The sequence below is a fragment of the Aeromonas sp. QDB03 genome (genome assembly GCF_027707985.1).
Lineage (GTDB): Bacteria > Pseudomonadota > Gammaproteobacteria > Enterobacterales > Aeromonadaceae > Aeromonas > Aeromonas hydrophila.
In genome coordinates, this window is record NZ_JAPCJG010000001.1 from 386,981 (window position 1) to 399,516 (window position 12,536).

The following is a 12,536-nucleotide window of genomic DNA, read 5'->3' on the forward strand; positions in this document are numbered from 1 at the left end:
CGCCCCCTCAGGGGCTGGCGTGGCTGGCGAGATCCGCCAGCAGGCCGTCCACCAGCTTGAGGCGCATGGCCCTGTCCTGGGTCGGCACCTGGAAGCGCAGCCGGGTCGGCCCGTCCATCTTGTAGATGCGCGGCTGCTCGGAGAGCAGCTTGACCAGATAGGCAGGGTTGACCTTGGTCTCCTGGGTAAAGTCCAGATAGCCGCCGCGCTCGCTCATCTCCACCCGGCGAATGCCCAGCGCCGTGGCGCGCTGGCGGAAGGCGGCCAGCTCCAGCAGGGTTTTGGTTGGCTCCGGCAACAGGCCGAAGCGGTCGATCAGCTCCACTTTCAGTTCGCGCAGCTCCTGCTCGTCCGCCGCACTGGCGATCCGTTTGTACATGGAGAGCCGCATGTTGACGTCCGGAATATAGTCGTCCGGCAACAGCGCCGGCAGGCGCAGCTCCACCTCGGTGTGCTGGCTCATGAGCTGTTCCAGCGACGGCTCCTTGCCCGATTTCAGCGCCTCGACCGCCTGCTCCAGCATCTCCATATAGAGGGTGAAGCCGACCGATTCAATCTGGCCGCTCTGATCGTCACCGAGCAGTTCGCCGGCGCCGCGGATCTCCAGATCGTGGGTGGCCAGTGCAAAGCCGGCGCCGAGATCTTCAAGGGACGCAATGGCCTCCAGCCGCTTGGCCGCATCCTTGGTCATCAGTTTGGGATGGGGGGTGAGCAGGTAGGCATAGGCCTGGTGGTGGGAGCGACCGACCCGGCCCCGCAGCTGGTGCAGCTGGGCCAGACCGAGATGATCCGCCCGATCCATGATGATGGTGTTGGCGCTCGGCACATCGATGCCGGTCTCGATGATGGTGGTGCAGACCAGCAGGTTGAAGCGCTGGTGGTAGAAGTCCGACATCACCCGCTCGAGCTCGCGCTCACGCATCTGGCCGTGGGCGATGCCGATGCGCGCCTCCGGCACCAGCTCGGCAAGATCCGCCGCGCACTTCTCGATGCTCTCCACGTCGTTGTGCAGGTAGTAGACCTGGCCGCCGCGCTTCAATTCCCGCAGCACCGCCTCGCGGGTGACCGCCGGCTCCTGCTGGCGCACGAAGGTCTTGATGGCGAGCCGCTTGGCGGGCGGGGTGGCGATGATGGAGAGATCCCGCATGCCCGACATCGCCATGTTGAGGGTGCGCGGAATGGGGGTGGCGGTGAGGGTGAGGATGTCCACGTCGGCCCGCAGCGCCTTGATCTTCTCCTTCTGGCGCACCCCGAAGCGATGCTCCTCGTCGACGATGAGCAGCCCCAGATCCTTGAAGGTGAGCTCGGCGCCGAGCAGCTTGTGGGTGCCGATGATGATGTCGACCTTGCCTTCGGCGAGCTCTTTCATCACGGCGGTCTGCTCCTTGGCGGAGCGGAAGCGGCTCAGTACCTCGACCCGCACCGGCCAGTTGGCGAAGCGGTCGCGGAAGTTGTCGTAGTGCTGCTGGGCGAGCAATGTGGTGGGCACCAGCACGGCCACCTGCTTGCCGCCGTGCACTGCCACAAACGCCGCCCGCATCGCCACTTCGGTCTTGCCGAAGCCCACGTCGCCGCACACCAGCCGATCCATGCTCTTGGCCTGGCACATGTCGCCGAGCACCGCATTGATGGCGTTGAGCTGATCATCGGTCTCCTCGAACGGGAAGCCGGCGGCAAACTGGCGATAGGCCTCGCGGTCATGTTTGAAGGCAAAACCGTGACGGGCCGCCCGCATGGCATAGACATCCAGCAGCTCGGCTGCCACGTCGCGCACCTTTTCGGCCGCCTTGCGCCGGGCCTTGACCCAGGCCTCGCCGCCGAGCTTGTGGCTGGGCGGGTTGTCCGAGCCGGTATAACGGCTGATCAGGTGCAAACTGGTGACCGGCACGAACAACTTGTCGCCGCCGGCGTATTCCAGGGTCAGAAACTCGGTGGGTAGGCCGCCGGCATCGATGGTTTCCAGCCCCAGATAGCGGCCGACCCCGTGATCCAGGTGCACCACCGGCTGACCCTGGGTCAGCTCGCCGAGGTTTCGGATCACCGCATCCGAGCTCAGGTTCTTGCTCTTCTCCCGTTGCCGTTTGCTGCGGATCTTGCCGCCCAGCAGTTCGGTCTCGGTGATGAGCGCGAGCTCCTCTTGCCCCGGCTCTCGCAGCAAGAAGCCGCGCTCGAGCGGTGCCACCAGCAGGCCGTGACGGGCCTTGCTGGTGATGAAGGCATCGAGTGACGCGAACTCCTTGGGCTGCAGCGCGATGCGGGCCAGCAGATCGCCCAGTACCTCGCGCCGCCCCTCGGACTCCACCGCAAACAGGGTGCGCCCGGTAAAACCTTGCAGGAACTGGTTGAGGGCCAGCAGCGGCTGCTCCTTGCTGTGATCGAGCTGCAGCTCGGGCAGCGCCGAGATGGGCAGGTCGTGCTGGCCCGCATCACCGGCGGTGGGGGCCTCCTGCAGCCGCACGGCCGCGTACTGGCCGAGCGCCGCAAACAGCTGCTCCACCGGCAGATAGATCTGCTGGGGGGGCAGCAGGGGCCGGGTATTGTCCCAGCGCCTGTCTTCGTAGCGTTGAGCGATGTCGTTCCAGAAGCGCTGGGCGGCGGGGTAGATCTCCCCCACGGTCAGCAGCAGGGTGTGGTCCGGCAGGTGGTCAAACAGGCTGGCGGTCTGCTGGAAGAAGAGCGGCAGATAGTACTCGATGCCGGCCGGCCAGCGCCCCTTGCTCACCTCCTGATAGACGGAGCCCTCGGCGCGGGAGATCTCGAACTGTTCGCGATACTGGCCACGAAACAGCTCGATGGCCCCCTCGTCGGTGGGAAACTCCCTGGCCGGCAACAGGCTGACGCTCTTGACCGGCTCGCTGGAGCGCTGGGTCTCGGGGTCGAACGGGCGGATGGAGTCCACCTCGTCGTCGAAGAAGTCGATGCGATAGGGACTGCGGCTGCCCATGGGGAAGAGATCGAGCAGGGAGCCGCGGGCGGCAAATTCGCCGTGTTCCAGCACCTGCTCCACCGCCACATAGCCCGCCTCGGCGAGGCGCGCGCGCAGCTGCTGCAGATTGAGGCGCTGGCCGCTTTTCACCATCAGGCTGTACTTGTCGAGATAGACCCGGGGCGCCGTGCGCAGCATCAGGGTGGAGATGGGCACGATCAGCACGCCGCTGCTCATCTGCGGCAGCTTGTAGAGGGTCTCGAGCCGCTGGGAGATGATGTCCTGATGGGGGGAGAAGGTGTCGTAGGGCAGGGTCTCCCAGTCCGGGAACAGCAGCACCGGACAGCCCGTGTCGGCCAACAGGTATTGCAGTTCCTGTTCGAGGCGCAGGGCGCTCGGGGTATCGGCGGTCACCAGCAGGACGGGGCGATGAGCCTCCTGGGTGAGGCGGGCGGCCATCAGCGAGAGGCTGCTGCCTGTCAGCTGGCCGAGCGTTAACTTTTGGCCCGCCTTGGCGGGCAAGGCGGGAAGCTTCATTGGCATCATTCGATTCTTTTAACGTTGACGGTCTTGCGCACGAAGTTTGAGTTGTTTGGACTGGATATGCAGGCTGGCACGTACCAGCAGTTCACGGTCATCCTCGCGGATCCGCACATAGTCGAGCATCACGTGGGTGCCGTGCTCGCTCGGTTCCAGCTGCTTGACCTGGCCGTAGCAGTAGATGGCGGAGGCCTCTTCGCGCAGGAAGATCTTGAGCCGCACTATCTGGTGCAGGTGCGGCACCTCGCCGTGGCCCTGGCGCGGATGCAGGTAGGTCAGCTGGCCGGCGCCAAAGCGCAGGGTGTGGAAGCGATGTTCCGGGTGATCCTGCACCGACAGCACATAGCCCATGATCATGTCGATCTTGCGCGACTGCTGGTTGATGATCTCCACCAGATCGTGCATCGAATCGTTCTGATTGCGGATCAGGCGGCTGGTCACCATGTCGATGGAGGTAATGGCGGAGGCGATGCGAAAGGGTTCGGGCAGCTCGGCCTCCAGTGCTTCCAGCGAGGGCAGATGAAAGTCACCGGGCATGGGGATCACATTGACCGGTGTGGCATGGGTGACACTGAAGAACTGTTCCTGCATGGAGGCTATCCCTTGTTGTCATAGACGGTTTCCCTTTATTATCCGGTATCTTATTTTGTTGGCAATGTAGATATCCTTGAAGACTGGACTTTTTCAGCCACTGTCGCTGGCCATCGGCCTGCGTTATGCAGGCTCGCGACGCAGCAATCGCTTCGTTTCATTTATCTCCCTGTTTTCCACTTTCGGCATCGCCATCGGGGTCGCCGCCCTGATGGTGGTCATCTCGGTGATGAACGGTTTTGAAGGGCAGCTCAAGGGCCGCATCCTGGGGGTGATCCCCCATGTGGTGGTGACCAGCCCGGCGGGGCGCATCGATGTCGCGCCGCAGGGCCTGCCCGATCTGACCAGGCTGCCGCACGTGATTGCCCATGCCCCCATGCTCGACAGCGAAGGCATGTTGCAAAGCCCCGGTCAGCTCACCGGCGTCAGCGTGCAGGGCATCGATCCCGCCCAGTGGCCCAAGGACGACATCCTGCACGCCCAGATGCAGATGGGGCGTCTGGACAGCCTGCAGGCGGGCGAATACCACATCGTGCTGGGGCAGGGGGTGGCCAATCGTCTCAAGGTCTCCATGGGCGACCAGGTCCGTCTGATCCTGACCGAAGGCACCCGCTTCACCCCGTTTGGCCGGGTGCCGGCCCAGCGTCTCTTCACCGTCTCCGGCATCTTCGGGGTCGGTGCCGACGTGGACAGCCAGGTCGCCCTGATTGCGCTGGGGGATGCCCAGCGCATGCTGCGATTGCCTGCGGATCAGGTGGGTGGCATCCGCCTCTGGCTGGATGACCCCTTCGCCGCCGACGAGGTGGTGAAGACGGCGCTGCCGGACGGGCTGGAGTGGCAGGACTGGCGCCGCGAGCGCGGCGAGCTGTTCCAGGCGGTGGCCATGGAAAAACGGATGATGGGGCTGATGCTGGTACTGATCATCGCGGTCGCCACCTTCAACATCCTCTCCGCCCTGGTGATGGTGGTGACCGACAAGGAAGGAGAGGTGGCCATCCTGCGTACCATGGGCATGAGTGAGGCCGGCATCGTCAAGATCTTCATGGTGCTGGGGGCCTCCAGCGGGGTCATCGGCGCCCTGTTCGGCGGTCTGGCGGGACTGGCGCTCTCCATGGGGCTCAACCCCTTGCTCGATGCGGTGGGGCTCAACCTCTACATGACGGCCGGCGGCTCGGGCTTGCCGGTCATCGTCGAACCCGCCCAGGTCGTGACCATTTTGCTGGGCGCCGTGCTGCTCAGCTTCAGCGCCACCCTCTACCCGGCGGCCCGTGCGGCCCGGGTCAAACCGGCCGAGGCGCTGCGTTATGAATAATTCATCTTCTGTTGTTACTGGTGCCGGTGTTGCTGCCGGCGCCAGCGTTGTTACAGGTGCAAGTGGAGCCTCCTTTATGAATCAATCCGTCTCCTGCGAGCCGCTGCTGCGCTGTCAGGCCCTCAACCATGTCTATAAAGAGGGCGATCTGGAGACCCAGGTACTCAAGGGCATCGATCTTAGCGTGGCGCCCGGCGAGATGCTGGCGGTGGTGGGCAGCTCGGGCTCCGGCAAGACTACCCTGCTGCACCTGATGGGGGCGCTCGACAACCCCTCCAGCGGCGCCGTGCTGTTCAAGGGGCAGGACATCCATCGCTGGGACAGCCGTACCCAGGCGAAGTTTCGCAATCAGGAGCTGGGTTTTGTTTACCAGTTCCACCACCTGCTCTCCGAATTCACCGCGCTGGAAAATGCCGCCATGCCGCTGCTGATCGCCGGTGAGTCGGTGAAGAGCGCGACCGACAAGGCGAGCCGGATGCTGGGGCGGGTAGGGCTCTCCCACCGTCTCAACCACCGACCGTCCGAGCTCTCCGGTGGCGAGCGCCAGCGGGTGGCCATCGCCCGTGCCCTGGTCAACGAACCCAGCCTGGTGCTGGCAGACGAGCCCACCGGCAACCTGGATCACGCCAGTGCCACCGCCGTCTATGAACTGCTCTGCGAGCTCAACCGCGAGCTCGGCACCGCGTTCGTGGTGGTGACCCACGATCTCAGCCTGGCAGCCAAGCTCCATCGCCGGGTGACCCTGGTGAGCGGCGTGATGGCGGAGGTCGCCTGATGTTCAAACCGCTGCCCCTGTTTCTGGGCCTGCGTTACAGCCGCTCCCGCCGTCGCAACGGCTTCATCGCCTTTATCTCCGCCTCTTCTCTCATCGGTATCGCCCTCGGGGTGATGGCGCTGATCCTGGGGCTCTCTGCCATGAACGGCTTTGAGCGGGAGCTTAAAAACAGGGTGCTCTCCGTGGTGCCCCACGGCGAGCTGATGGGGATGGAGGCACCGCTCCCCAACTGGCCCAAGCTGCGGGACTACCTGCTGGCCCAGCCCGGGGTGGAGGCTGCCGCCCCGGTGATCCGGCTCGACGGCCTGCTGGAGCACGGCAGTGCCCTCAAGGGACTGCAGGTGCGCGCCGTGCTGCCGGAGCTGGAAGCCAATCTGTCCGATGCGGGCAACTACATGACGGGGCGCGGTCTGCGCGAGCTGGAAGCCGGCGAGCACGGCCTCATCCTCGGCAAGACCATCGCCGACAAGCTGGGGGTCAAGATAGGGGATATTGTCACCCTGCTGCTACCTCAGGGCGGCGATGCCGCCGGCATCAAGAACCCGAAGCGCGAGTCTCTCACCGTGGTGGGGCTGCTCGAGATTGGTGGCCAGCTGGACGGTGTGCTCGGCTTCATGCATCTGGCGGATGCCCAGGCCATTACCGGCATGGGCAGTGCGGTAGAGGGCTTCAGCCTCAAGGTGAACGACGTGCTCAAGGCGCAGTCCATCACGGTGGCGGCCGCCCAGAAGTTCCCGCACTACGTCTACATCAGCAGCTGGATGAGCCGGCAGGGCTACCTCTATCAGGACATCCAGATGGTGCGTACCGTGATGTACGTGGTGATGCTGATGGTGGTGGCGGTGGCCTGTTTCAACATCGTCTCCACCCTGGTGATGGCGGTGAACGAGAAGCGCAGCGAGATCGCCATCTTGAAGACCATGGGGGCGAGCCCGGGCCAGATCCGGCTCACCTTCGTCATTCAGGGGATGGTGAACGGGGTGGCGGGCGCCTTGCTCGGCGCCCTGCTGGGCGGCCTGCTCTCCAGCAAGCTGACCCAGATCCTGGGGGGCATCGAGAAGCTCATTGGCCACCGTTTCCTCAACCCGGACATCTACTTCATCGACTTCCTGCCGACCGAGCTGCACATGCAGGACTTGCTCATCGTGACCGGCGCCGCCATCCTGATGAGCCTGCTGGCCACCCTCTACCCCGCCTGGCGGGCAAGCGGGCTGGTGCCGTCGCGCGAGCTGGGGCACTGATAGGCGGCATCTTGCTGCTGATAAAAACGAAGGGCCCGCCGGTGCAAACCGGCGGGCCCTGCTGTTTGGGGGATCTGGCTGGTTTAGTGGGCGTTGAGTTCATCCAGCGGCAGCGAGAAGCTCGCCACGAAGATGTCGATGAAGTAGCGCATCTCGTCGCTCATCCGGGCCGCCAGCATCTGCTCGAGGCGCTTGCGCGCCGGCTCGAACTCCCGGTTGCCGGCATTGATCTCTTCCAGGCACTTGGTATAGGCGCAGAGGGTGTCGGCATCCTTCACCAGTCTGGCCAGCTCGCCATCCTGGGCTGCTGAATCGAGCAGCGGGCGAAAATCCTCGACCAGCTCCGGCGGCAACATGCCCAGCAGGCGCTGCTCGGCGGCCAGCTCAATCTTCTTGTATTCGCGGGCAATCTCGGGATTGAAGTACTTGACCGGGGTGGGCAGATCGCCGGTCAGCACTTCGCTGCTGTCGTGGTAGAGGGCCATGACGGCGGCGCGATCGGCATCCACGCTGCCACCAAAGAGCCGGTTTTTGATGAGGCCGAGGGCGTGGGCCACCATGGCTACCTGCAAACTGTGCTCGGCGATGTTTTCGGGCTGGATGTTGCGCATCAGCGGCCAGCGGTAGATGAGCTTCATGCGGGCGAGATTGGCGAAGAAGTGGCTGGGCAGCATGGATGACCTCGAAGAGTGGCAATGAAAAAGGGCAGACCCTAGTCTGCCCTTTTTTACGGCTGGCGGCATCGCCTTCAGCGAATATAACGACCGGATTCGGCCTCCTGATTGGTGACGATCATCTGGCCGATGGGGGCCAGGCTGATGAGCGCCAGCTTGAGGTGTTGGATGCCGAACGGGATGCCGACGATGGTGACGAAGCAGGCCAGCGCCGAGGCGATGTGGCCGATGGCCAGCCAGATCCCGATCAGCACGAACCAGATGATGTTGCCAATCAGCCCCATGGTGCCGGTACCCATGTCGCTCAGACCGGTCATGGTCTTGCGGTTGACCGCCTGCTTGCCAAACGGGAAGAAGGTGAAGGTGCCGATGACGAAGCAGGCGCGTCCCCAGGGGATCCCGATGAGGGAGATAAAACAGATCAGCCCGGCCAACCACCAGGCCAGCCCCATGAAGACGCCTCCCAGTACGAACCAGAGCAGATTGAACAAGAAGCGGAAAAAGGCCATGTCGGTGACTCCAGACTTATCAAGATGGCTGCCACCATAACGAGCGATGGTCATGGACGCAATGGTTGAAGGGGCGGGGTGGACAATTTGGGTCGCAGGGGGCGAAAAGAGACCTCGATGGAGAGATATGAGGTGAAAAAGTAGGCTCTTGCACGAAAAAAGGTGAGCAAGTGCAAATTCTTGCGGCTTGTGTGCTTGAAGTCGGCCCCGCTATTCCCCATATAAGGGGCAGTTTGGCGGGAATTGTGCCATCCCCTGCCCGGTTGGGGGACGTGTGGCTCGACTCGATCAAAGTGCGCCGCTATAATGTCGCGTCATATTTTCTCATCACAAAGACAGTCGTTGTCTTTATAAACAGGAAGACTCCGGGCTTTGCCCAGGGGCAATAAAGGGTCAGCACGCAGTGCTGAGTTGAACGAGGTAGAAGAATGCAAGTTTCTGTAGAGACAACCCAGGGTCTGGAACGCCGTCTTACCATCACCGTACCGGCCGCTACCGTTGACGCCGCCGTGCGCAAAGAATTGAACGGCCTGGCCAAAACCCGTCGCATCGACGGTTTCCGTCCTGGCAAGGCTCCGGTTGCCATCATCAAGAAGATGTTCGGCGCCATGGCTCATGCTCGCGTTGCTGACGAAATGATGCAGAGCAACTTCATCAAGGCCATCATCGAAAACAAACTGAGCCCGGCCGGTGCCCCGACCATGGATCCGAAAGAGATCCAGGAAGGTCAGGACTTCGAATTCACCGCGACCTTCGAAGTGTACCCCGAGTTTGAAGTGGCTGGCCTCGAGACCATCAAGGTCGAGAAGCCGGTTGCTACCGTGAAGGATGAAGATCTGGCCAACATGATCGACACCCTGCGCAAGCAGCACGCTACCTGGAGTGAAGTGGACGCCGCCGCTGCCGATGGCATGCGTGTGACCATGGACTTCGTCGGTTCCATCGACGGTGAAGAGTTCGACGGCGGCAAGGCCGAAGGCTTCAACCTGGTACTGGGTGCCGGTCGCATGATCCCGGGCTTCGAAGACGCCATCATGGGCAAGAAAGCAGGCGACGAGTTCACCATCGACGTGACCTTCCCGGCTGACTACCACGCTGAAAACCTGAAAGGCAAAGCTGCCAAGTTCGCTTCCAAGCTGAACAAGGTTGAAGAGCAGATCCTGCCTGAGCTGACCGAAGAGTTCGTCAAGCGTTTCGGCATCGAAAGCGGCAACGTTGAAGAGCTGAAAGCCGAAGTGCGCAAGAACATGGAGCGCGAACTGGCTCAAGCCCTGAAAAACAGCGTGAAAGAGCAGGTTCTGAACGGTCTGGTTGAAGCCAACCAGATCGATCTGCCGAAGGCTGCTGTTGCTCAGGAAATCGATGCCCTGCGTCAGCAGGCACTGCAGCGTTTCGGCGGCTTCCAGGGCGGCAACGCTCCTGAACTGCCGGCCGAGCTGTTCCAGGGCCAGGCCGAGCGTCGTGTACGCGTAGGTCTGCTGCTGGGCGACGTGATCCGTACCAACGAGATCAAGGCTGATGAAGCGCGCGTCAACAGCATTATCGAATCCATGGCCACTGCCTACGAAGATCCGAAGGAAGTGATCGAGTACTACCAGAAGAACGAACAGATGCTGAACGGCGTTCGCAACCTGGCAGTCGAAGATCAAGCCATCGACCTGATCCTGTCCAAGGCTCAGGTGACCGAGAAGGAAGTTGCATTTGACGAAGTGATCAACAAGTCCGGTGCCGCTGCCTAAGAACATTTGACTTAAGGTCAAGACTGTTAAGTATAATGGCTCGTGTGATCTCCACTCGGGCCATTTTATTTTAGGGACAATGCCTTATGTACAAGAACTATAACGATGTGACTGAATCCCCACGCAATGCGCTCATCCCGATGGTGGTAGAGCAAACCGCGAAAGGGGAGCGTTCCTACGACATCTATTCTCGTCTGCTGAAGGAGCGGGTGATCTTCCTGACCGGTCAGGTTGAAGATCACATGGCGAATCTGGTGGTGGCTCAGCTGCTGTTCCTAGAATCTGAAAATCCGGATCAGGACATCAGCATCTACATCAACTCTCCGGGTGGGGCCGTCACGGCCGGTATGTCCATTTATGACACCATGCAGTTCATCAAGCCGGACGTCAGCACGGTGTGCATGGGGCAGGCCTGCTCCATGGGTGCCTTCCTGCTGGCCGGTGGTGCCAAGGGCAAGCGTTTCTGCCTGCCCAATGCCCGCGTGATGATCCACCAGCCGCTGGGCGGTTTCCAGGGCCAGGCATCTGATATCCAGATCCATGCCCAGGAGATCCTGAAGATCAAGAATACCCTGAACGAGCGCCTGGCCTTCCATACCGGTCAGGACATGGCCACCATCGAGCGTGACACCGACCGTGACAACTTCATGTCGGCCGAGCAGGCCGTGGCTTATGGCCTGGTTGACGGTGTCCTGAGCCGCCGCGGCTGAGCCACGAGCTAGCCCGTATCATCGTCGAGGGCATCATCTTGTTTGATGATGCCCTCAATCGGCAGATCAGGCATGGGCAGGGTGTTCCGGACTGTTGTAAACTCAACAGGACAATCCATCCTCTATTGATAAAACGAGGTTGCTGAATGACAGAAAAACGCAAGGGTGAGGGTGATAAGCTGCTCTACTGCTCTTTTTGCGGCAAAAGCCAGCATGAAGTGCGCAAGCTGATCGCTGGCCCTTCCGTCTACATATGTGATGAGTGTGTCGAGCTGTGCAACGACATCATCCGCGAAGAGATCCGCGAGATCTCGCCTAAGCGCGATGGTAGCGAGCTGCCGACCCCTCATGAAATCCGCGCTCATCTGGATGACTATGTGATCGGGCAGGAGTACGCCAAGAAGGTGCTGGCGGTAGCCGTCTACAACCACTACAAGCGGCTGCGCAGCGGCAGCGAGTCCGGTGGTGTGGAGCTGGGCAAATCCAACATCCTGCTGATCGGTCCGACCGGCAGCGGCAAGACCCTGCTGGCGGAAACCCTGGCTCGTCTGCTGGACGTTCCCTTCACCATGGCCGATGCCACCACCCTGACCGAAGCCGGTTATGTGGGCGAGGACGTGGAGAACATCATCCAGAAGCTGCTGCAAAAGTGCGACTACGACGTAGAGAAGGCCCAGCGTGGCATCGTCTACATCGACGAGATCGACAAGATTTCCCGCAAGTCGGACAACCCCTCCATCACCCGCGACGTGTCCGGGGAAGGGGTGCAGCAGGCCCTGCTCAAGCTGATCGAAGGGACCATCGCTTCCGTGCCGCCGCAAGGTGGTCGCAAGCACCCGCAACAGGAGTTCTTGCAGGTTGATACCTCCAAGATCCTGTTCATCTGCGGCGGTGCCTTTGCCGGTCTGGACAAGGTGATCGAGCAGCGCTCCGTCAAGGGCACCGGCATCGGTTTTGGTGCCGAGGTCAAGTCCAAGAGCGCCAAGGCGACATTGAGCGAGAGCTTTGCCAAGGTGGAGCCGGAAGATCTGATCAAATACGGTCTGATCCCCGAGTTCATCGGTCGTCTGCCGGTGGTAGCGACCCTGACCGAGCTGGACGAGGCAGCCCTCATCCAGATCCTGAAAGAGCCGAAGAACGCGCTGACCAAGCAGTATGCCGCGCTGTTCGATCTGGAAGGGGTGGAACTGGAGTTCCGTGACGACGCGTTGAACGCCATTGCCCGCAAGGCGATGGAGCGTAAAACCGGCGCCCGCGGTCTGCGTTCCATCGTGGAAGCCGTGCTGCTCGATACCATGTATGACCTGCCGTCGCTGGACGGTGTCAGCAAGGTGGTGATCGACGAAACCGTGATCAAAGGGGACTCCGCGCCCTTGATGATCTACGAAAATCCCGAGACCCAGGCCGCCGCATCAGAGTAAATGTCTGATTTTTAATCAAATGAAAGGGGCTTTTTGCCCCTTTCATGCTTTTTGCGGTTTCGGCGATTGAATCTCATCTAAGCGCCCCCATATACTCA

10 protein-coding genes are annotated in these 12,536 nt (G+C 61.8%); 6 read left to right on the plus strand and 4 right to left on the minus strand.

The genetic code is table 11. From position 1 onward, the window contains the following. Positions 1-7 precede the first annotated feature (7 nt). Positions 8-3,472 (minus strand): transcription-repair coupling factor, encoded by a 3,465-nt coding sequence (gene mfd / locus PG900_RS01730; RefSeq protein WP_270830781.1) that lies wholly within the window; start codon positions 3,470-3,472, stop codon positions 8-10. A 9-nt stretch (positions 3,473-3,481) separates the two neighbouring features. Beyond that, the gene (locus PG900_RS01735; RefSeq protein ID WP_011705874.1) at positions 3,482-4,057 is read right to left on the minus strand and encodes a hypothetical protein; all 576 of its coding nucleotides are present in this window, start codon (positions 4,055-4,057) and stop codon (positions 3,482-3,484) included. Positions 4,058-4,133: 76 nt separating this feature from the next. Between PG900_RS01735 and PG900_RS01740 the strand changes: the two genes are divergently transcribed. The 3 genes from PG900_RS01740 to lolE all read left to right on the plus strand — a co-directional run bounded on the left by PG900_RS01740 (position 4,134) and on the right by lolE (position 7,385). After that, positions 4,134-5,369, plus strand: coding sequence for a lipoprotein-releasing ABC transporter permease subunit (locus PG900_RS01740; protein ID WP_270830782.1), 1,236 nt, complete (start codon positions 4,134-4,136; stop codon positions 5,367-5,369). 76 nt (positions 5,370-5,445) lie between these two features. Further along, a complete protein-coding gene (gene lolD / locus PG900_RS01745) occupies positions 5,446-6,144 on the plus strand; it encodes a lipoprotein-releasing ABC transporter ATP-binding protein LolD (RefSeq protein ID WP_020480138.1) in 699 nt (232 codons plus the stop codon). Continuing rightward, on the plus strand, positions 6,144-7,385 hold the full coding sequence (gene lolE, locus PG900_RS01750) for a lipoprotein-releasing ABC transporter permease subunit LolE (RefSeq protein ID WP_270800778.1): 1,242 nt from the start codon (positions 6,144-6,146) through the stop codon (positions 7,383-7,385). The genes lolD and lolE overlap by 1 nt, the downstream gene beginning before the upstream one ends. A gap of 83 nt (positions 7,386-7,468) precedes the next feature. Here lolE and yfbR read toward each other — a convergent pair whose 3' ends face one another. Then, positions 7,469-8,059, minus strand: coding sequence for a 5'-deoxynucleotidase (yfbR, locus tag PG900_RS01755; protein WP_011705878.1), 591 nt, complete (start codon positions 8,057-8,059; stop codon positions 7,469-7,471). Positions 8,060-8,133: 74 nt separating this feature from the next. Then, a complete protein-coding gene (locus PG900_RS01760) occupies positions 8,134-8,568 on the minus strand; it encodes a YccF domain-containing protein (RefSeq protein WP_011705879.1) in 435 nt (144 codons plus the stop codon). 428 nt (positions 8,569-8,996) lie between these two features. Here PG900_RS01760 and tig point away from each other — a divergent pair, with 428 nt between their 5' ends. The 3 genes from tig to clpX all read left to right on the plus strand — a co-directional run bounded on the left by tig (position 8,997) and on the right by clpX (position 12,438). After that, a complete protein-coding gene (gene tig / locus PG900_RS01765) occupies positions 8,997-10,307 on the plus strand; it encodes a trigger factor (RefSeq protein WP_016350912.1) in 1,311 nt (436 codons plus the stop codon). 86 nt (positions 10,308-10,393) lie between these two features. Then, on the plus strand, positions 10,394-11,017 hold the full coding sequence (gene clpP / locus PG900_RS01770) for an ATP-dependent Clp endopeptidase proteolytic subunit ClpP (RefSeq protein WP_005301526.1): 624 nt from the start codon (positions 10,394-10,396) through the stop codon (positions 11,015-11,017). A 146-nt stretch (positions 11,018-11,163) separates the two neighbouring features. Next, entirely contained in the window at positions 11,164-12,438 is a 1,275-nt protein-coding gene (clpX, locus tag PG900_RS01775) for an ATP-dependent protease ATP-binding subunit ClpX (RefSeq protein WP_005301524.1), read from the plus strand. The last annotated feature ends 98 nt before the right edge of the window (positions 12,439-12,536 follow it).